General features: G+C 74.7%; 18 protein-coding genes, 1 pseudogene and 2 riboswitches. Of the genes and pseudogenes, 8 read left to right on the forward strand and 11 right to left on the reverse strand.

Features of this window, described 5'->3' with window-relative positions; translation table 11 throughout:
• Nucleotides 1–25 precede the first annotated feature (25 nt).
• Nucleotides 26–1177 (reverse strand): GTPase HflX, encoded by a 1152-nt coding sequence (gene hflX / locus V6V16_RS15260; protein WP_334562697.1) that lies wholly within the window; start codon nt 1175–1177, stop codon nt 26–28.
• 303 nt (nt 1178–1480) lie between these two features.
• Between hflX and V6V16_RS15265 the strand changes: the two genes are divergently transcribed.
• Nucleotides 1481–1936, forward strand: a complete 456-nt coding sequence (locus tag V6V16_RS15265; protein WP_334562698.1) for an STAS domain-containing protein — start codon at nt 1481–1483, stop codon at nt 1934–1936.
• 60 nt (nt 1937–1996) lie between these two features.
• Here V6V16_RS15265 and V6V16_RS15270 read toward each other — a convergent pair whose 3' ends face one another.
• The 6 genes from V6V16_RS15270 to V6V16_RS15295 are packed head-to-tail and all read right to left on the reverse strand — an operon-like array spanning nt 1997 to nt 8456.
• A complete protein-coding gene (locus V6V16_RS15270; protein ID WP_334562699.1) occupies nt 1997–3112 on the reverse strand; it encodes an endonuclease/exonuclease/phosphatase family protein in 1116 nt (371 codons plus the stop codon).
• On the reverse strand, nt 3109–4146 hold the full coding sequence (locus V6V16_RS15275; protein WP_334562701.1) for a glycosyltransferase family 2 protein: 1038 nt from the start codon (nt 4144–4146) through the stop codon (nt 3109–3111). The genes V6V16_RS15270 and V6V16_RS15275 overlap by 4 nt, the downstream gene beginning before the upstream one ends.
• A complete protein-coding gene (locus V6V16_RS15280; RefSeq protein ID WP_334562702.1) occupies nt 4143–5156 on the reverse strand; it encodes a glycosyltransferase family 2 protein in 1014 nt (337 codons plus the stop codon). Before V6V16_RS15280 ends, V6V16_RS15275 begins: the two co-directional genes overlap by 4 nt.
• Nucleotides 5153–6121: a UbiA prenyltransferase family protein gene (locus tag V6V16_RS15285; protein WP_334562703.1), complete on the reverse strand. Its 969-nt coding sequence runs from the start codon at nt 6119–6121 to the stop codon at nt 5153–5155. Before V6V16_RS15285 ends, V6V16_RS15280 begins: the two co-directional genes overlap by 4 nt.
• A gap of 11 nt (nt 6122–6132) precedes the next feature.
• On the reverse strand, nt 6133–7152 hold the full coding sequence (locus V6V16_RS15290) for an NAD-dependent epimerase/dehydratase family protein (RefSeq protein ID WP_334562704.1): 1020 nt from the start codon (nt 7150–7152) through the stop codon (nt 6133–6135).
• Nucleotides 7146–8456, reverse strand: coding sequence for an aspartate aminotransferase family protein (locus V6V16_RS15295; protein WP_334562716.1), 1311 nt, complete (start codon nt 8454–8456; stop codon nt 7146–7148). Before V6V16_RS15295 ends, V6V16_RS15290 begins: the two co-directional genes overlap by 7 nt.
• Before the next feature lie 269 nt (nt 8457–8725).
• Between V6V16_RS15295 and V6V16_RS15300 the strand changes: the two genes are divergently transcribed.
• The 3 genes from V6V16_RS15300 to V6V16_RS15310 all read left to right on the forward strand — a co-directional run bounded on the left by V6V16_RS15300 (nt 8726) and on the right by V6V16_RS15310 (nt 11438).
• Complete coding sequence (locus V6V16_RS15300) at nt 8726–9736, forward strand: glycosyltransferase family 2 protein (protein WP_442934091.1); 1011 nt, start codon at nt 8726–8728, stop codon at nt 9734–9736.
• Entirely contained in the window at nt 9733–10449 is a 717-nt protein-coding gene (locus tag V6V16_RS15305) for a polysaccharide deacetylase family protein (RefSeq protein WP_334562706.1), read from the forward strand. The genes V6V16_RS15300 and V6V16_RS15305 overlap by 4 nt, the downstream gene beginning before the upstream one ends.
• Nucleotides 10450–10631: 182 nt before the next feature.
• Nucleotides 10632–11438, forward strand: a complete 807-nt coding sequence (locus tag V6V16_RS15310; RefSeq protein WP_334562707.1) for an AfsR/SARP family transcriptional regulator — start codon at nt 10632–10634, stop codon at nt 11436–11438.
• 81 nt (nt 11439–11519) lie between these two features.
• On the opposite strand, the gene V6V16_RS15315 is transcribed toward V6V16_RS15310, so the two are convergent.
• The 4 genes from V6V16_RS15315 to V6V16_RS15330 are packed head-to-tail and all read right to left on the reverse strand — an operon-like array spanning nt 11520 to nt 15521.
• Nucleotides 11520–12146 (reverse strand): class I SAM-dependent methyltransferase, encoded by a 627-nt coding sequence (locus V6V16_RS15315; RefSeq protein WP_334562708.1) that lies wholly within the window; start codon nt 12144–12146, stop codon nt 11520–11522.
• Between the two features lie 53 nt (nt 12147–12199).
• A complete protein-coding gene (locus V6V16_RS15320; RefSeq protein WP_334562709.1) occupies nt 12200–13165 on the reverse strand; it encodes a lysylphosphatidylglycerol synthase domain-containing protein in 966 nt (321 codons plus the stop codon).
• A complete protein-coding gene (locus V6V16_RS15325) occupies nt 13162–14199 on the reverse strand; it encodes a glycosyltransferase family 2 protein (protein WP_334562710.1) in 1038 nt (345 codons plus the stop codon). The genes V6V16_RS15320 and V6V16_RS15325 overlap by 4 nt, the downstream gene beginning before the upstream one ends.
• Nucleotides 14196–15521, reverse strand: a complete 1326-nt coding sequence (locus V6V16_RS15330) for a glycosyltransferase 87 family protein (protein ID WP_334562711.1) — start codon at nt 15519–15521, stop codon at nt 14196–14198. The genes V6V16_RS15325 and V6V16_RS15330 overlap by 4 nt, the downstream gene beginning before the upstream one ends.
• 140 nt (nt 15522–15661) lie before the next feature.
• A riboswitch (cobalamin riboswitch) is annotated at nt 15662–15789 on the forward strand.
• A gap of 99 nt (nt 15790–15888) precedes the next feature.
• On the opposite strand from V6V16_RS15330, the gene V6V16_RS15335 reads away from it, so the two are divergent.
• From V6V16_RS15335 to V6V16_RS15350, 4 genes and pseudogenes are all read left to right on the forward strand, one after another.
• Nucleotides 15889–16932 (forward strand): peptidase, encoded by a 1044-nt coding sequence (locus V6V16_RS15335; RefSeq protein WP_334562712.1) that lies wholly within the window; start codon nt 15889–15891, stop codon nt 16930–16932.
• Nucleotides 16933–16943: 11 nt separating this feature from the next.
• Entirely contained in the window at nt 16944–17456 is a 513-nt protein-coding gene (locus V6V16_RS15340) for a hypothetical protein (protein ID WP_334562713.1), read from the forward strand.
• A 93-nt stretch (nt 17457–17549) separates the two neighbouring features.
• Nucleotides 17550–17663: riboswitch (cobalamin riboswitch) on the forward strand.
• A 145-nt stretch (nt 17664–17808) separates the two neighbouring features.
• A complete protein-coding gene (locus V6V16_RS15345; protein ID WP_334562717.1) occupies nt 17809–19254 on the forward strand; it encodes a prenyltransferase/squalene oxidase repeat-containing protein in 1446 nt (481 codons plus the stop codon).
• Nucleotides 19251–19818, forward strand: a pseudogene (locus tag V6V16_RS15350) (hypothetical protein); the annotation flags it as partial. The gene V6V16_RS15345 and the pseudogene V6V16_RS15350, both read left to right, overlap by 4 nt.

A 19818-nucleotide genomic window follows, 5' to 3' on the forward strand; every position in this document is an offset into this window, starting at 1 on the left:
TCGGGCCGAAACCGGACGACGCTGGTCAGCGGTGCCGCAGCCGTCGGGCGAGTTCGACGCGGAGGTCGTCGACGCCCGCACCGGTGCGCGCGGAGACCGGCACGGCCCCGGGATGGGCCCGGCAGAGCGCGTCCACCCACTCCGCTGGCGCCACGTCGATCTTGTTGAGGACGAGCAGTTCGGGGACGTCGCCGGCACCGATCTCGTGCAGCACGCCGTGCACCGTCGTGATCTGGTTCAGGGCGTCCGGGGCGGAGGCGTCGACCACGTGCAGCGCGAGGTCGCTGCGGCTGACCTCCTCCAGCGTCGAGCGGAACGCGTCGACCAGCTGGTGCGGCAGGTGCCGGACGAAGCCGACCGTGTCGGTGAGCGTGTAGGTCAGCTCGCCGGTGCTGATCCGGCGCACCGTGGGGTCGAGGGTGGCGAACAGCACGTCCCGGACCTGCGCGTCCGCGCCGGTGAGCCGGTTGAGCAGCGCGGACTTCCCGGCGTTGGTGTAGCCCGTGATCGAGGCCGAAGGCACCTGGTTGCGCGACCGCCGGGCGCGGGTGCGCTCCCGGCGCCGGGCCAGCTCGGAGGCGTTGCGGCGCAGCCGGGTGGCCCGCTGCCGCAGCGTGCGCCGCTGGGTCTCCAGCCGCATCTCACCGGGACCGCGTACCCCCATGCCCGCGCCGCCGGCCGTCCGGCCGCCGCCCACCCGCGACATCGACCGGCCGTCGCCGCGCAGCCGGGGCAGCTGGTAGGCGATCTGCGCCAGCTCCACCTGCACCCGGCCCTCGCTGGTGCGGGCGTGCTCGGCGAAGATGTCCAGGATCAGCGCGGTGCGGTCGACGACGCGCACCCCGACCCGCTGCTCCAGGTTGCGCACCTGGCCGGGGGTCAGCTCGCCGTCGGCGATCACCAGGTCCGCGTGCGACCGCTCGGCGAGCGCGGCAAGCTCGTCGACCTTGCCGGAGCCGACGTAGGTCGCCGGATCGGGACGGGGACGGTTCTGCACGACGGCGTCGGCGACGGTCAGGCCGTCGGTGTCGGCGAGCCGGCGCAGCTCCGTCAGGGAGGTCTCCGAGCCCGGTCCGCCGTCGGCCGCGCCGTCCTCCCCGCGCACCGCCACGAGCACCGCCGTCGGACGCTCCCCCGGCGTGCCGGTCTCCGGACCCAGCAGCCACGATCCCGCCATGCTCCACCTCGCCTCGTATGGGTGCGTACCCACCTACCCCCGCCCCGTCGGACCATGCCATCCGGGCCCGTCGGGACGCGGCGACTCCCGCGAGGACGGGCAGGTGTACGGGCCGCCGCAGTGGGTAGGAGGACGGCCGGGTCAAGAAGAGCGCCCTCCAGGCCGCTGCCGCACTCCGGTGCGGTCGGCGGGTCGTCCCCGGTCCCTGGCGGAGGCGTCATGTCCCGAAATGCGTTCCCGTTCCAAGCGGCCAGGCGGGCCTGCTCCCCCACGCGGCGCCAAGTCGAACTCCGCGAGCCCATCATGTCGATGTCGCTGAGCGGCGACGGAACCACAAAGGTGATCACCGTCAGCGGCGAGATCGACATGAGCAACGCGCACCTGCTGGTGGAGCTGGTGGAGTTCCTCTCCGACCCCCCGGCGCCGAACGTCGCGCTCGACCTGTCGACGGTGACGCACTTCGGGGCGCACGGGATCAGCGCGCTGCTGCGGGCGCAGGAGCTGGTCATTTCGTCGGGCGGTCGACTCCGCGTGAGCGCGGTCTCGCCGTTCGTGCTCTACATCCTGGGCGTCACGGGCATGACACCACACCTCGGCATCGACGTGGCGCCGTCCCGGCCCGGGACGGTTCCGGCGGCCGGCCCCCCGGTCGTCGCCCCCGCGTCGCTGCCGGGGTGGCACGGCGGCGGTGGCCGGCCGGCGCCACGGCGCCCTCTCGACACCCTGGCCCCGCCCGGCCCACCGGCCGCGAGCGGCTGAGCGACGCGGCGCCGATCCCGGCCCGCGGGTGCTCACGCGCGGGCCGGCACGGCCGACGCGTCAGCCGTCACCCAGCGACACCAGCAGCTCCTGCGGACGGTGGTCGGAGACGCCGCCCGCGTCGCCGAAGCGGTAGGAGTGCACCCGCACCGCCGGCGAGGCGAGCGCCCAGTCGAGCCGCCACCACCGCGGCCAGCCGGCGGACTCCGCCCAGCTCGCCGGGTAGAGCGACGGCATGGCGTGACCGGCGTCGCGCAGGCCCTCGGGCAGCTTGCGCAGGTCACCCATCGCCGGGCTGGTGTTCAGGTCCCCGGCGAGCAGCACCGGATGGGGGTTGGACCCCACGTCGCGGGCCAGCGCCCGCCACTGCGGTTCCCGTTGGGCGTGCTGCTCGCGCAGCACCCGGTAGAAGTCGCCGTCGAACGGGCCGTGCTCGGGCGAGAGCTGCACGGGCAGATGCAGGTTGTACGCGGACAGCACGCGGCCGCCGCCGAGGTCCAGGTCGGTGCGGAGGGTCTTGTAGCGCCACTGGTCGCCGGCCCCCGCCACCGCCGGCGGCAGGCCGGCCGGCTCCAGCGGCACCTGCCGCAGCACCGGCAGGCGGGAGACGGTGACCAGCTCGCCGGCGACCACGACCTGGAAGCCGGGGAACTCGGCGCGCAGCCGGGCGAGCGTGGCCGGCGTCGGTCCGGCGCTCTTCTCGTACCAGTACTCCTGCAACAGGTAGACGTCGGCGTCCGCCTCGCGCAGCGAGCGGTACAGCGCCTCGGTCTCGCCCCCCTCGTCCCAGTAGCCGGTGTTCCAGACGAACACGCGCAGGGCGTCGGGCGGGGCCGGGCCGTCCCCGCCCTGCCACCGGCGGACGTTGACGCCGCTCTGTCCCGCGCCGAGCAGCAGCGCGGCGACGGCGAGCAGCGCCACCGTGCGCCGCCGCCGCCGGACCGCCGCCGCGCCGGCCCCAAGTGCCAGGGGCGCCAGGAGGAAGGAGAGCGGAGGCACGGCGTCCACCGCGAGCCAGAGCCACCAGCGTCCGCTGAGCGCCAGGTGCGCGACGGTGAACGCGAGCCAGAGCGCGCCGGCGACGACCAGGACCGCCGCCGGCCAGCGCCGCGGCCGCACGGTGGCGGGTGGCGTCGCCTCGGTGCCGGCGGCGGTCACCGGCGCGGCCGTCGTCACGCCGATTCCCACCGTGGGGTGCCCTCGACCGGGAACGAGGCGTCGTAGAGCTGCCGGAACGTGCGCGACAGCAGCCACTGCGCCGCGCCGGTCGCCACCCCGGCGGTGATCGTCACGTTGACCAGGAAGTGCAGCCCGGCGAAGCCGAGCAGGGACGGCAGGCCGCGCCGGCGCAGCACGAAACCGTACATCCCGGCGTCGCAGGCCAGGGAGGCGGCGAGCAGCGCGGCGGGCACCACCGCCCCCCACGGCCCCAGCAGCAGCGGTACGGCCAGCGCCGGCAGGGCGGCGAACGCGGCGAGGCTGCCCCAGGCGCGCGAGGCGGTCTCGAAGCCCTTGCCGAAGCGGCGGGCGCGGGCGTAGAGCGGGATGCGCAGCCGTCCCCGGTGGAACAGCTTGCGCAGCAGCCCGGAGAGCTCGTGGTCGTGGTCGTGCCGCCCGCGTACCTCGGAGGTGAGCAGCATCCGGTGCCGGCGGGTCAGCCGGTAGCCGTAGTCGACCTCCTCGGTCTGCCGCAGCGCCGGGTTGAACGGCCCCACCTCGTCGTAGACGGCCCGCCGGATGACGCACATGGCCGGGAAGAGGAACGACACGTCGCCTTCGGAGCTGATCGACCAGTAGTGGTACTGCAGGCCGCGGTACCGGGAGACCACGGTGTCGTGGAGCAACGGCTCGGCGTCCTGGATGCCGCAGACCGCCCCGACGGCAGGGTCCTCGACGAGCAGCTGGACCGCGGTGGCCACCGCGTCGGGCGCCAGCGCCAGGTCGGAGTCGACGTAGCAGATCAGGTCGCCGACGGTCGCCGCGGCGCCGACGTTGCGGGCGGTGCCGCAACCGCCGTTGACCCCGGTGCTGACCACGGGGACGCCGAGGGCGCTGGCCACCGCGACGGACTGGTCCGTGCTGCAGTCGTCGACCATCAGCAGCTCGATGTTCGGGTAGCTCTGGTCGAGGATGGAGCGCAGGCACAGGTCCAGCGACTCGGCGTAGTTGTAGTTCGGCACGATCACCGAGACGAGCGGGAGTTCGTTCATCGGGTGGCGACCTCCGGTCGGTCGTAGAGCCGCCGGAACCGGCCCGAGGCCAGCCAGGCGACCACGCCGCAGGCCGCGGCGACGGCGATGACCAGGTTCAGGAAGAAGTGCATCGCGACGAAGTAGACCAGAAAGAGCGGCCCGCGTTCGACCCGTACGAACCGGTGCATCGGCAGGTCCCCGGCGAGGAAGGCGACGAACGCGGCCAGCGGCACCAGCAGGTAGGCCGGGCCGAGCAGCAGGGGCAGGGCGGCGGTGAGCAGGGCCAGCGGGGCGGCGATGCTGACCCAGGCCCGAGGGCCGCTGCTCAGCCCGCCGGGAAACTCCGGCTTGCGGGCGTACATCGGGATGTGCAGCGCCGTGCGGGTGAACACCTTGCGCACCAGCACCCCCAGCTCGTGGTCGTGGTCGTGCACGCCGCGCACCCGCGGGGAGAGCAGGATCTGGTAGCGCTGCGCGAGCCGCATCCCGTAGTCGGCGTTCTCGGTCTCCCGCAGCCGGGGGTTGAACGGCCCGATCTCGGCGAACACCCGCGCCGGCACGGCCAGCAGCGCGGTGTAGAGCGTCATGATCGGTCCCTCGTCGGCGATGAGCCAGTAGGACTGCTGGAGGCAGCGGTACTCCTCCAGCAGGCTGTCGCGGATCAGCGGCACCGGGTCGTAGTTGCCGCAGACCGCGCCGATCGTCGGGTCGGCGGCCAGCAGCTCGACCGCGTTGGCCACCGCGTCGGGCTTGGCCGCCACGTCGGAGTCGATGAAGAACAGGATCTCGCCCGCCGCGGTCGCCGCGCCGAGGTTGCGGGCCGCGGCCGGCCCGCCGTTGCGTGGCGTACGCACGACCCGCGCGCCGTGGGCCTCGGCGACCGCGACCGAGTCGTCGGTGCTGCAGTCGTCGACCACGATGATCTCCAGATGCGGGTACGTCTGTGCCCGCAGGGAGTCGAGGCAGAGATGCAGCGCGCGGGCGTAGTTGTAGTTCGGCACGATGACCGACACCAGGGGATGGCTCATCTGTCCGTCCAGGTCAGCAGGTGGGGATAGCGGGCGGTGATCTGTGCCAGGGCCAGCGTGGCGCCGGCGAGTACGGCGCAACCGACGATCATCCGGTCGCGCAGCAGCATCCGGATCGGGTCCCCGCCGGTGCGCAGCACGAGCACCGCCTGCAGGTAGCGGAACGCGGCGAGCAGCCCCAGCGGTACGACGATCGCCAGCGCGACGGGCGGGTAGGCGTCGATCGGCGCGTCGACGTGCAGGTAGAGCAGGAAGGTGGTGCCGGCCAGGGAGGCGGTGAGCCCGAGCAGGTGGTCGGCGAGCAGCAGGTTGTAGCCGACCAGCGCGGGCCGGTGCGGCGTGCCGAGGGCGGCCAGCTCGTGCCGGCGCTTGCCGAGGACGAGCACCAGGCAGCCGCTGAACACCGCGGTGAGCAGGAGGCTGGAGGCGGTCGCGTCGGTCGCGGCGTAACCCTGCATGACGCGCAGCACGAAGCCGGCCGAGACCACGCAGACGTCCAGCAGCGGCACGTGCTTGAGCCACCTGCTGTACGCGGTGCTCAGCGCGAGGTACGCGACCAGCGGCCACCACGTCATCGCCGGCCCGTTGGCGGTCAGCGTGGCCAGCAGCACGGCGAGGACGACCGCGTACGCCCCGGCCACCGGCACCGGGACGTGGCCGGCGGCGATCGGCCGACGCCGCTTGGTGGGGTGTGCCCGGTCCAGGCGGTGGTCGGCGATGTCGTTGACGACGTAGATCACCGACGAGGCGAGCGTGAACGCGGCCACCGCCCAGACGCACCGCCACAGCGCGGTCGCCGTCCAGACCGGCGTGTCGGTCAGGGCCAGCGGGACGGCGAGCAGGTTCTTGACGGCGTGGCCCGGCCGGGCCAGCGCCACGAGGTGTCGCAGCAGCGTGGGCACGCGCGCGACGGGTCCGGTGGCGACCGGGGCGACCGGCTCCACCACGCTTTCGACGGCGGTCATCAGGGCCCCTGTCAGAAGAAGATCTTCGCGGCGGCGAGGGCGCCCTGCCGCCAGGGATCGCGGCTGGTCCGCCCGTCCCGCGCCGGGCGCTCGCGGTGCCGCTCGGTCCGCCACCACTCGAAGGTGCGCAGGATGGCGTCCTGGTTGGACAGCTTCGGCTGGAAGCCCAGCCGCTGCCGGGCCTTGTCGATGCTGACGTACGAGTCGGCCATCAGCTTGTGCAGCAGCCGCCCGTAGACCGGCGAGAGCCGGCTGCGCTCCAGCAGGCTGAGCGCGGCGAGAGCCGGCCGGGCCGGCAGCGAGACCACCCGCCGGCCGTGGCCGGCGGCGTCCAGGACCGCCTGGAAGTCCTCCCGGAGGGTGCCGAAGCGCTCGGCGGCCAGGTTGTACGTGTCGTTGGCGACCTCGTCGGGGGCGTGCAGGACGGTCACCACCGCGTCGACGAGGTCGTCGACGGCGAACATCTGGATCCGCACGTCGCCGCGGCCGAGGACCGGGAAGTTGCGGCCCTCCTCGGCCCACTCGAAGAGCATCGAGAAGAGTCCCATCCGGCCGGGGCCGAGGAAGGTCTTGGGTCGCAGCACCGCCACCGGCAGGCCGCCGGCGCGGTGCCGGACGGCGATCTCCTCGGCCGCCGCCTTGGCCGCGCTGTAGGTGTCCACCGGCGCGTGCGGGTGCTCCTCCGGGGTGGGCACCCGCGTCGGCAGCCCGTAGACGGCGGTCGACGAGACGTGCACGACCCGGGCCACCGCGGCCCGCTCCGCGGCGGCGAACACGGCGCGGGTGCCCTCGACGGTGACGGGGCGGATCTGGTCGGCCGGGTAGCTGGGCAGCGCCGCAGCGCAGTGGATGACGACGGTGGCGTCGGCGAAGGCGCGGTCCAGCAGTCGGGCGTCGCGGACGTCCCCGACGTGGGTGACCCCGTTCTCCGGCCGCAGGTCGACGCCGCGTACGTGGTGGCCGTCGGCGCCGAGGCGGTCGACCAGCCGGGAGCCGAGCATGCCCGCCGCGCCGGTGATCGCGATCACCACAGCGATCCCACCTTCTGCGCGACGAACCGGGTGACCAGCCGGTTCAATCCCTGGGCCAGCACCTCGCCGAGGGCGTCGACGGCGCGCTGCGCGTCGGCCGGGTCGGTGACCAGCGACGGGCCGATGACCAGCGGGTTCAGGCCGTTGAGCGTGTAGTAGGTGAAGATGTCGTGGTCCCGGTATAGCGCGTTGACGACGGCGCAGGTCACCAGCTTCGCCTTGAACCTGGGGTCCCGGGCCACGCCGCCCGGGGCGAGCCGGGAGACCAGGTCGAGCAGCTTGGGCCCGCCGTCGATCTGGACTCCCCAGAGCGCCCCGGCGCCCGCCACCCGACCGACCGCGTCCGGGTACTCCTTGCCCAGCCGGGTCAGGGCCGGTTCCAGCACGCGTTCCAGCTCGCGGGCCCGCGCCGGGTAGTCGTCCTCCACCGCCACGTTGATCGCCTCGATGGCGGTGACGCACTCCTCCCCCATGCCGTAGTAGGTCGTGCTGGTGCTCTGCAGCAGCGCGTCGGTCAGATTGTCGTACGCCCTGCGGAACACCGGCTCCCGGGCGACGAAGGCCGAAATGGACGACTTGCCGCCGCCGAACGATTTGCTCGTGGTCAGCACGTCCGGCACCAGGCCGGGGTAGCGCATGAAGTAGAAGAGGCTGCCCGTCTTGCCCCAGCCGGTGTAGATCTCGTCGAAGATCAGCACGATGTCGTGCCGGTCGCACAGTTCGCGCACGCCGCGAAGGAATCCTTCGTCGCACCACTGAATGGTGGAGGCGCTGAACGGTTCGACGATCAGCGCATAGACGTCGTCCGGGTGTCGGTCGATGGCCGACCGGACGGAATCCAGATCGTCGTAAGCGAATGGGACGATTCCCGGAATTGTCGGAAAGTCGAAGTGGGGCTGCCCGGTCAGTCCGCCGGAACCGAGCAACTTTCCGTGGAAACCGCAGTCCGCGCGAAGGATGGTTCCCCGCCGGCCGCCGTGGTATTTGAAGGCGAGCTTCACCGCACCCTCGACCGCCTCCGCACCGGAGTTCGGCAGGAACGACATCGAGAGGTCGCCGGGGAGCAGCTGCGCCAGGTTGTGGCCGAGCGCGGCAAGGTAGGGCGAGAAGTACGTTTTGTGCACCTCCATCCGCCGGCGCTCCGCGAACCGTTGCCGGGCCGCCACGATGCGTGGATGATTGTGGCCGTGGTTGAGCACCCCCACGCCGCCGGTCAGGTCGAGGACCCGCCGGCCGTCCCGTAATGTCAGGTAGGCCCCCTCGGCGTGCTCGACCAATTCCCGGCCGAAGCCGAACGAGGTCATCAGATTGACCTGGCTTGCGTTCACGTACCGCCGATAGAGGTCGTGCACCTCGCGAACGGTGAACCGCTCGCATTCCTCGACGCTGACCAGATTGGGCATGCCGAGACGGTATCTATCGGCCCGAAATCTTTCCTGGACCGGTGCTGGATGGAACCTTGACTACGCAAGGCAACCCTTGCGGGAAGGGGTGACCGGTAGATAACTTGGTCGCGGCACAACGGAATTTCCACCTGTCAATTCGCATACGTATTGCCCTACGTACCGGTGAGGTGCTGATCATGCCGCCGACGGTGTCGGTCATCATCCCCGCCCACAACAGCGCGAAGACCCTGGGCGCGTGTCTGGAGGCGGTCCGCCGACAGCGACAGCCGGTGACCGAGGTCATCGTCGTCGACGACGCGAGCACCGACGACACCGGGGCGATCGCCCGGCGCTTCGGATGCCGGCTGCTGGTCACCGACCGCAACGCCGGTCCGGCGGCAGCCCGCAACCGCGGCATCCGGGCCAGCACCGGCGAGCTGCTCTTCTTCCTCGACTCCGACTGCGCCCCGGAACCGGACGCGCTGGAGAACGCCCTCGCGATCCTGCGCGACGAGCCGGACGTCGCCTGCGTACACGGCATCTACGCGCTCGAACCCCTGATCGACGACGGGCCGGTCGAGGCGTACCGGCTGCTGCACGGGCACTACTGGCGGCTGCGCAACGTCGGGCGGGTGCGCACCACCCTCTTCGCGGTCTGCCTCATCCGCCGCGAGGTCTTCACCTCGGTCGGGCTGTTCGACGAGAACCTGCGCGCCTCGGAGGACGTCGAACTCGGCGACCGGATGGGCGACCGGTACGGCATCGTCCTCACCGACACCGTCGTCTGCCGGCACGACGACGACAGCCGGCTCGGGGCGCTGCTGCGCAAGCAGTTCCACCGCTCGCAGCTGCTGATCCCGGTGGCCCTGGCCGAACGCGGACCGGCGGGCATCCGCGCCAACAGCCCCGTGGCCCTGGTCGCCGCGACGTCGGTGCCGGCGACCCTGCCGCTGGCCCCGCTCGCCGGCGGCTGGCCGGCCGCGTCGCTGCTCCTGCTCGCCCTGTTCGTGGTGGCCGAGCCCGGACTGCTGCGGTTCGTCCTACGCCGGCGCGGGCCCGCGTACGCGGCCTTCTTCTTCGCCGTGCACCTGCTGGTCCAACTGGCCGTCGTCACGGGCGCCGTGGTGGGCGGGCTGCGCCACCTCGCCGACCGCGACTTCGGGCCGACCCGGGCGACCACCGCGAAAACGCCCCGATGAGCGGCGCCCGGAAACCGGCCGCCCGGCTGGGCTCGCAGCTCTGCGCGCACGCCCTGCACTACCTGCTCTTCGCCTACCGCGGCCGGCAGCTCCTGCGCCGCCGTCCCTCGCTCGGCGGTCCCCGCCGGCCGACCTTCGGCGTGCCGGGCGACGACGTGGCGCTCACCATCGACGACGGTCCGCACCCGCGGTGGACCCCGCCGGTGCTCGACCTGCTGGACCGGCACGGCGTGCGGGCCACGTTCTTCCTCGTCGGCGACCGGGTGCGGGAACACCCGGAGCTGGCCCGGGAGGTGCTGGCCGCCGGTCACCTGATCGGCAACCACTCCATGACGCACCCGCAGCCGTTCGCCGCGCTCGCCCGGCACGAGATCTCAGCCGAGATCGACCGGACCCAGCGCGAGATCGAGGACGCGACCGGGCACACGCCGCGGCTGTTCCGCGCCCCCGGCGGCAACTGGTCGCCCGGGGTGCTGCGGACCACCGCCGAGCTCGGCCTCGTCCCGGTCGACTGGACGGTCAACCCCAGCGACTGGCGCAGCCCCGGCGTCGCCCGGATCGCCCGGACGCTGTCGCGCACCCGGCCCGGACAGATCATGCTCTGTCACGACGGCGGCGGCGACCGGTCGCAGACCGTCGCGGCCCTGGCCGAGGTCCTGCCGAGGCTGACCCATCGCGGGCTGCGCTTCGTCACCGTCCCGGACGACCGGTAGGTGGCGCGGATGCCCCGAGGGCCCTCCCGCTGCGGGGAGCCGCCGAACGCGCGTCGAACCGTCGACTCGCCTGCCGTCCCGGACCCGCCCCGACGCCGTGGGTGTCCGGTGCCCGGACAGCGCCGTCGACATGTGCCGAGCCGGGTCCTGGCACCCGGCTCCTCTGGTGGGGGAGACACCTGATGTCGCACGATGAACTGTCCATACTGCTCCTGGGGCCGATCCGGGCCCAGCGCGGGGACACGCACCTGTACCTGGGCACGCCACGGCAACGGGAGGTCCTGGCGGTGCTGGCGCTGCGCAGCGGCATGGTGATGTCCGTCGCGCAGATCGTCGACGCGATCTGGGCCGGCCGCCGGCCCGACTCGGTGGAGAACATGGTGCACACCTACATCGGCCGGCTGCGCCGGGTCCTGGAGCCGCCCGGCCGGCGGCCGGCCCTGGCCCGGGTGCTCCGGTCCACCCGGCCCGGCTACACCCTCGACATCCCGTCGGGCGCCGTGGACATCATCCGCTTCGAACAGGACGTCCGGGCGGCCCGCGCCGCCCGGACGCAGGCCGACCTGTCCCAATCGCTCTACCTCTTCCAGCGGGGCCTGGCCCACTGGACCGGCCGGGCCCTGCACGAGGCGACCGGCCCGCTCGCCGAGGCCGAACGCATCCGGCTGACCGAGCTGCGCCAGGACGTCCTGGAGGAGGCGACCGGGGTACGGCTCCTGCTCGGCGACGTCGAGAACGTGGTCGCCGAGCTGCGCTGGATGCTGGCCGAGCACCCGATGCGGGAGCGGCTCTGGGAGCTGCTGCTCGTCGCGCTCGGGCAGAGTTCCCGGCGGGCGGAGGCGCTCACCGCCTTCCAGGACGCCCGCAGCACCCTCTCCGACCGGCTCGGGGTGGAACCCGGGCACCGGCTCCAGGACCTGCACCGCCGGCTGCTGCGCAGCGAACCGGTGACGGTGTGGCCGTGGTGGGAGCGCCGGGTCTCCGTCTGAACGCGGGGCGGCGCCCGGGGCGCGCGGGACGCTCGACGGGCCCCTCCCCCGCCCGGGCGGCGGCCGGGGCGCCGACGGGGTTCAGCGCGGCGGGGCGACGGGGGTCAGGACGAAGAAGGCGCCGGTCGCGCCGTCGGCGCGGTCCGTCGGCAGCCGCGTCGCGACGTCCAGCCCGCAGCCGCGGATCACCTCGACGAACTGCTGGGACCGGTCGACGTCGTAGATCTGCACCAGGATCCGACCCCGCGCGGTGAGCATGTCCGGCAGCCGGCGCAGCAGGTGCTCGGCCTCCGCAACCGAGAGGTAGTAGATGACCTCGCGCAGCAGGACGGCGTCGTACCGCTCCATGCTCCGGTAGGCCCGGATGTCGGCCACCTCGTACGACGCGTCCGGCCGGTCGAGCGACCGGGCCACCTCGATCGCCCGGCGGCTGATGTCCACGCCGTGGTAGTGCCGGTACCGGCCCCGGGTCAGGGGAAGGTTCGCGCTGGTGCCGCAGCCCAGGTCGAGGATCGTCGGGCGCGGCGCCCACGTCTCGATCAGCGACAGCGGCATGGCCCCGTCGCCCGCGCCGTCGAGGTAGCCCCAGAAGCCCAGCGCGTACTGGGTGTCCCAGAGCGCCGCGTTGAGCCTCGTGCTGCGGCGCACCAGCGCCCGGACCGGGACTCCGACCAGCCGTGCCATCGTCCGCAGTGGCGCGATCGACATGGTGTCACCGACTCTCTCTCCGACTCAGACTCAGACTCAGGTGACGGGCCGGGTCAGCCGACCGGCGCCGCCCGCTCGACGGGGCCGGCACGGCGCCGGTGCATGTACTGGGCCAGCAGCAGCCCGCCGCCGCCGACCGCCACCTCGCTCAGCGCGCAGACCAGCCGGCTGACCAGCACCACCGGCGTCGCCACGGTCACCGGCAGCACGGTGGCCAGCCCGACCATGAGCACCGCCTCACGTACGCCCAGGCCGTCCGGGGCGACCATCACCACCAGGCCGGCGACGGTGGCCGCCGCGAAGCCGGCGACGCAGATCACGTACGACCGCAGGGGCGGCGCGCCGGCCGCCACCGCGAGCAGCCACAGGTGGTGCCCGGAGACGAGCCAGGACAGCGACTGCGCGGTGATGGCCCGGCGGAGGCCGGCCGGGGACGCGACGACCTGCGGGGGCGGTCGCCGCAGCAGCCGGGCCGACGCGCCGAGCCCACGGTTGAGCAGGTCCGGACGGACGAAGAGCACGACGAGGGGGACCGTGGCGAGCAGCAGCCACCCGGCGGCCCCCGACAGCAGCGCCGGCCCGGCCGCGAGCGCGACCGTCGTCCCGGTCATCGCGACCACCGCCCAGCTGAGCAGGAACACCCCGGCCAGCCGGACCGGACCCACCTCGATCTCCTTGCCCATCCGCAGCAGCACCGGCAGGGCGACGAAGCGGCCCGGGACGAACTTGGCCAGGAACCCGACGAAGAAGAGCCGGTACGCCGTCCACCGGTCGACCGCCGCCCCGAGGTCGACGAAGAGCGCCCGCCACGAGGCCAGCCCGAGCAGCAGCCCGGCCGAGTTGATCAGCAGGGCGGCGGTCAGCGCGGCGGTCACCCGGACGGGGTCGAGGCGGGCCGCCAGCGTCGCCACGGGCGTCCAGTCCTGGGCGCGCACGAACAGCACCAGACCGACGGTCAGGGCCACCACGAAGGCCGCGGTGAAAACGTGGTTGGCCAGCCGCCACCAGCGGGCCCTCACCGCTGCGACACCGGGGTCACCGGGCGGGCGCGGCCGGCGCGGACCCGCCGCAGCAGCGCGCCGCACACCCCCAGCCCCATGCCGACGAACTCCGTCAGGTGCGTCAGCCACCGCAGCCCCGCGGCGTAGAGCAGGAACCACGGGCCGCGGTGGCGCAGGGCGAACGCCAGCAGCTCCCGGTCGGCCACGACGAAGGCGGCGAGCGGGCCCAGCGCCAGCAGCGCCAGCCGGGGCGACACCAGGGCCAGCGACACGGTGCCGACGGCCAGCCCGCTGGCCGCCATGCCCACCACCGAGGCGAGGTCGACCCGGTGCGGCGTCCGGCCCGCGTCGTCCGCGCCGGCCACCGGCCGCTCCCAGCGCGCCACGACCACGGCGTCGGCGTACGTCACCGCGCGGCGGAACAGCTCCGACAGGTACGGCCACAGCCGGTCCACGTCGTCGTGGCGGCCGACGATCTCGTCGCTGACCCGGATCTCGTAGCGGCTCGGCAGGCGGGTGCCGAACTCCACGTCCTCGGCGTCGCGCAGCCGCTCGTCGAAGCCGCCGACCAGCTCGAAGACGGCCCTGGGCACGGCGGTCAGCGCGAACATGGTGCTCGCCGTCACCCCGGTGGCCCGGCGCCGCCAGAAGTGCTCGAACAGCGTCTTGTACGCCTCGACCGGCCCGTCGTCGTGCAGCGGGCGCAGGTCGTAGATGCCCTGCACCACGCCGCAGTCGGGGTGCGCCTCGAGGGTGCGTACCGCGGCGGCCAGCGCGCCGGGCGCCAGCGCGATGTCGGAGTCGACGAAGAACAACACGTCGCCGGTGGCGCGGGCGGCGCCGGCGTTGCGGGCCGCCGAGACGCCCCGGTTGACCGGGAACGCCACCACCGCGCAGGGGAACCCGGCCGCGATCAGCCGGGACCGGTCCGTGCTCGCGTCGTCGACGACGATCACCTCGGCCGGCGGCGGGCTCTGGGCGTACACCGCCGACAGGCACTCGTGCAGCGTCCGCTCCTTGTTGAAGTTGGGGACGACCACGGAGATCCTCACCGGATCCGGTCCTCGATGACGTCGGCGCGGGTCACGCTCTCACCGTCCCTCTCCTGCGGTTGGTCGTGCCGGGGCGCGGCGGACGCCGGCCCGGTCGGGTCGGCGCCCGCCCGGGGCCCGCCGGGACGCCGGGCCAGCACGCCCAGCGCCACGACGCCGGCCAGCACGTACGTGTTGCTGTGCAGCAGCTCCCAGCCCCGGAAGTGCAGGTCCTCGCCGCGCAGGCCGACGAGGGTCCAGGCGACGCTGGCCACGCAGAGCGTCCAGAGCAGCGCGCCGGCCAGCGCGGCGGCCCGGTCGGCGCGGCGCCGGGCCCGCGCCGCCAGCAGCACCAGCGCCGGTACGCACCAGACCCAGTGGTGGTGCCAGGAGACCGGCGAGACGAGCACGCCCGTCGTGGCGCAGGCGAGCACCCCGCGCAGCTCGTCGCCGGCGCGGGCGCAGCGGGCCGCGACGACGATCCCGGCCACCGCCGCCAGCGCGGCCACCGGCAGCCAGACGGCACGCGCGTCGGCGACGTCGCCGAGGCGCGCCAGCGCGCCGTGCAGCGACTGGTTCAGGACGGTGCGGGGATCGCCGGTGACCCGCGCGGTGTCGAGCAGGCCGCCGCCCCAGAACCGCGCCGAGTCGCTCGGCCGCCAGGCGAACCCGAGCCCGACGGTGGCGGCGAACCCGGCCAGGGCCATCCCCGCCGCGCGCCACCGGCCGGTGCAGAGCAGGTACGCCACGAAGATCAGCGGGGTGAGCTTGATCCCGGCGGCGATGCCGACGCCCAGGCCCCGCCAGCGGTTCGCGGGGCCGGAGGTGAGGTCCAGCAGCACGATGAGCATCAGGAACAGGCCCACCTGGCCGACCTGGAGGTGACCGGCCACCGGGAACATCGGCAGCGCCGCGACGGTGCCCGCCAGCACCGGGCCGGGGCGTACGGGCGGGCCCGCGTCGGCGGCGCGCAGCGCCACGCGCACCACCGCCGACAACGCGACGACCGAGGCCAGCGTCCAGAGCCCGATGCCGACGGCGGCGTCGACGTACGCCAGCGGTTGCAGCAGCAGCGCGGCGAAGGGCGGGTACGTGAAGCCCAGCGCGATGCCGTCCGCGCCCCGGTGGGCGACGTCGTAGAGCTGCCCGTCGCCGCCGGCGGCGGCCAGCGCGCCCGCCCGGTAGGCCGCGAGGTCGCCCCAGAACCGGCCGGTCGCCCGGTGCACGGCGACCGCGGCGGCGGCCACCAGCACCGGGAGCAGCAGCAGGGCGGTGGCCGGGAGCGCCGGGCCGGGGTGGCGTCCCGGCCGAGGGCCGGGGGCTGGTGCCGACGGAAGGGTCATCACCGATCTCCCCCTTCAGGCGTCGGCGGGAGAACGGTAGCAATCGATCACTGAACGCATCCTGTAACCGGTCTGGATTACCCACCGTCCACAGCGGCCGGATTGACACCGGCCGTCGCGCCGGACGAAACTGTCGCGACAAGTCCATACGCGTGTGCGTGGCGGGGGAAGTCCGGTCGAAGTCCGGCGCTGGCCCGCAACGGTAGGCCGTCGAGGTGCAGGCACCCCGACGGTGAGCCCGAATACCCGTCGCACGCGCGATCCCGCTCCTCACCCGTCGTGGCCCACGGGTCGGAGTCCCGGTCGACCGCACCCGTGTCGCGGTCGACGGGGATCTGACGACCACCGGGCCGGAAAGGCGCGTCCGATGGTCGTCCGCCTGAGCCGGCACCGCCTGCTCACCCTGCTCTGCGGTGTGCTCACCGCACTCGCCCTCGCCACACCCGCGACCGCCGCGCCCCGACACGCCGGGGTGGACCGCGCCGACGCCGCCGCCGGCTGGCTGGCCCGGCAGCTCGTCGACGGGGAACGCCTCGAGGTGGTCTTCGACGGCGTGGCCTACCCCGACCAGGGGCTCACCCTCGACGCGGTGTTCGCCTTCGCCGCCGCCGGGGTCGCCGACACCGCCGGCGCGCGGGCCCTCGCCTGGGTCACCCGGCCCGACGTCCGCGACGGCTACGTCGGCGACGGCGCCACCGAGGCGTACGCGGGTGCCACCGCCAAGCTCGCCCTCGCCGTTCACGTGCGTGGCGGCGACCCGGGCGACGTCGGCGGCGTGGACCTGGTCGCCCGCCTGCGCTCCCTCCAGTCGCCCGGCGGCCGCTTCTCCGACCGCTCGGCGTACGGGGACTACAGCAACGCCTTCAGCCAGTCCTTCGCGATCCTCGCCCTGGAGCGCACCGCCCAGGGGGTGCCCCCGGCGGCGGCCGACTGGCTGGCGGGCACCCGGTGCGCCGACGGCGGCTACCCGGTGCTGCCCGCGCAGCCGGTCTGCGCGTCCGACGTGGACGCCACCGCGCTCGCGGTGCAGGCGCTGCGGGTCGCCGGGCGCTCGGCCGACGCCGCCGCCGGGCTGCACTGGCTGCTCTCCGTGCAGCGTGCCGACGGCGGCTTCGCCGACCCGGCGGGCACCCCGAACGCCAACAGCACCGGGCTGGCCGCGCAGGCGCTGCGCGACGGCGGCCGGCTGCTGGCCTGGGGGCGGGCCCGGTCCTTCCTGGCCGGACTCCAGGTCGGCTGCGCCGGCGCGCCGGCCGACCGGGGCGCGGTCGACTTCGACGGCGGCGCCTTCGATCCCGGCACCGCCACCCGGGCCACCGCCCAGGCCGTCCTCGGCCTGACCGGCACCGGGTACGCCCGACTCACCTCTGCCGGGGCCGCTCCCGGCGCCCCGCTGCCGCCCTGCCCGTGACCCACCCGACCATGTCCCGACCGAGATCAGGAGAACCCGTGTCCCGTCCCCGCCCCACCCTGCGCACCAGGATCGCCGGCCTGCTGGCCGTCGCCGTCGCCGCGGTCGCGCTGACCGCCGTCGAGCCCGCCCCGCCCGCCGCGCAGGCCGCCGCCTGCACCGGCACCTCGGGCGTCACCGTCGTGGTCGACTTCGCCGCCCTCGGCGGCGGTGTCCAGGTCGGCTGCGCCCCGGGCGACCCGGCCACCGGGCTGGCCGCCCTCCAGGGCGCCGGCTTCACCGTGACCGGCACCGCCCGCTTCGGGCTGGCGTTCGTCTGCCGGATCAACGGCAAGCCCACCGCCGCCACCGAGCCGTGCGTCAACACCCCGTCGGCCACCGCGTACTGGTCCTACTGGCACGCGCCGAGCGGCGGCGCCTGGTCCTACAGCACGTCCGGCGCGGGCGGCTACAACCCCGCCCCGGGCAGCGTCGAGGGCTGGTCCTTCGGCGCGGGCGCCCCGCCGAGCATCGCCGCGCCCTGACCGTCGCCCCGGCGTGCGCCGGGTGCCGACCACCGCAGTGGCGTCGCGTGACGCGCGGGCGGTACGGTGTCGGCACCGGCGCACGCCGGGCACACAACTGCATACGTCCCGTGTGGGGGGAAGCCGGTAGAAGCCGGCGCTGACCCGCAGCCGTGAGCGAGGTCCCTCTCGCGAGCCGGAATGCCCCGCCCGGGACGAGCGGCTTCCACTGTCGAGGTCTACAGGGTGAAGTCCGGGCCGCCGAGGTCCGTCCCACCCCCGCTCACCGCGTGTCACGCGGGCGGGGGTGTGCGCTCCTCGGGTGCTTTCCGGAGCTTCGACCGACCGCTCTGCGAAAGGCACCCCCATGCCCATGTCCCGACCCCGGCGTCTCGGCACCGGTCTCGCCGCCGGCGCGGCGGCGCTCGCCGCCATCGTCGCCGTACCCCTGACCGTGGCGGCCGCGCCCGCCCCGGCCCACACCGCCGCCGCGCGGGACGCGGCCTCCTGGCTGGCCGGCGAGTTCGCCGACGGGGCGCTGCCCGGCCCCTTCGCCGGCGAGGACTGGGGCCTGACCGTCGACGGGATCCTCGCGCTCTCGGCGACCGGCGTCGCCGCCCCGGTCCGGCAGGCCGCGACGGCGCAGGTCGCGGCGCACGTGCGGTCCTACAACAGCTACGACGAGTGGGGCATCGAGGGCTTCACCGACGGCGGGGCGACCGCGAAGCTGCTCTACACCGCCTCCGCCGCCGGGGCGGATCCCACCAGCTTCGGCGGGTTCGACCTGCGGGCGGAGACCCTGTCGCTGATCGCCGGGGCGGACGCCGGCCACCAGCGGGGGCGGATCACCAGCCGCACCACCGCGGCGAGCGGCCCGGACGCCAGCAACACCTTCGACCAGTCGTTCGCCGTGCTGGGCCTGGCCCGCAGCGGCGACGTCCCGCAGGACGCGGTGGACTTCCTGCTGCGGCAGCAGTGCGCGGCGGGCGGCTTCCGGCTCTACCCGGACGCCGAGGGCGGGCCGTCGCCGTCCTGCGACGAGCAGTCCGGCGCCACCCTGGACGTCGACTCGACCGCGATGGCCGTGCAGGCGCTGCTCGCCGCCGCCGCCGAGGGCGCGACCGGAGCCGCGGCAGCGGCCGGCCGGGGCGCCGACTGGCTGGCGGCCCGGCAGCACGCCGACGGCTCGTTCGGGGGCTCGGGGCCGACGACCGGCACGAACTCCAACAGCACCGGGCTGGCCGGGCAGGCCCTCGCCGCGGCGGGACGCGACACCGAGGCCGCCCGGGCCGCGGGCGCACTCAGCGCGTTGCAGCTGACCACGGCCGGCGGCGGCGCGGCCGCCGCGGAGGCGGGCGCCCTGGCGTACAACGCCGAGGGGTTCGCGGCCGCCGTCTCGACCGGGATCACCGACACCGACCGGGACCAGTGGCGCCGGGCGACGGCCCAGGCGCTGCTCGGGCTGGCCCAGGTGCCGTTCGGCCGGATCGGCCTCGACCCGCCGCCCGCCTCCCCGGAGCCGACGCCGACCGGCTCCGCGTCGCCCACCGGCTCCCCGTCCACCGGGCCGACCGGGGCACCGACGCCGACCGGCACGGTCAGCCCGGCGCCGAGCGCCACCGGCAGCGACGAGCCGCCGACCCCCTCCCCCACCACCGCGCCGGCGTCGCCCGGCGGCCCGGGCGCGACGCCGGACGCCCCGGGGTCCGGCGGGCTGCCGACCACCGGCGCCGCGATCACCACCTACCTGCTGGTCGCGCTCCTGCTGGTCGGTGCGGGGGTGACCCTGCTGGTGCTGGCCCGCCGGCGGAAGGCGTGACCGCCCGGGCCGCCCGGGCCGCACTGGTCGTCGTCCTCGCCGTCGCCGGCACCGTGGCCCCGCCCCGCCCCGCGGTGGCCGCCGCCGGATCGGCCGGCTACTGCCCGGACGCCTCGGGCGTCACGGTGGTGGTCGACTTCAACGAGCTCGGCGGCGGGACGGTGGTGCGCTGCGCCCCGGGCGACCAGGCCACCGGCCTGGCGGCGCTCAAGGACGCCGGCTTCCAGGTCACCGGCACCCTGCGCTGGGGCGAGGGCTTCGTCTGCCGGATCGAGGGCAGGCCCGCCACCACGGCGGAGAAGTGCGTCGACACGCCGCCCGTCAGCGCCTACTGGTCGTACTGGTACGCCTCGAACGGGGGCAGCTGGACGTACAGCGACAAGGGCGTACTCAACCGCAGGCCGCCGGGCGGCAGCTTCGAGGGCTGGTCGTTCTCCCTCAACCGCGGCGCCGACGACGCCCCCCGGCCGGGCGTGGCGCCGAAGCGGCCGGCGCCGCCCCCGCCGGCCCCCGCGCCGCCACCGCCGCCACCGCCACCGCCGCCGCCGGCGAAGTCGGAGGCCA

This window comes from Micromonospora sp. CPCC 205561, assembly GCF_036906775.1.
Lineage (GTDB): Bacteria > Actinomycetota > Actinomycetes > Mycobacteriales > Micromonosporaceae > Micromonospora.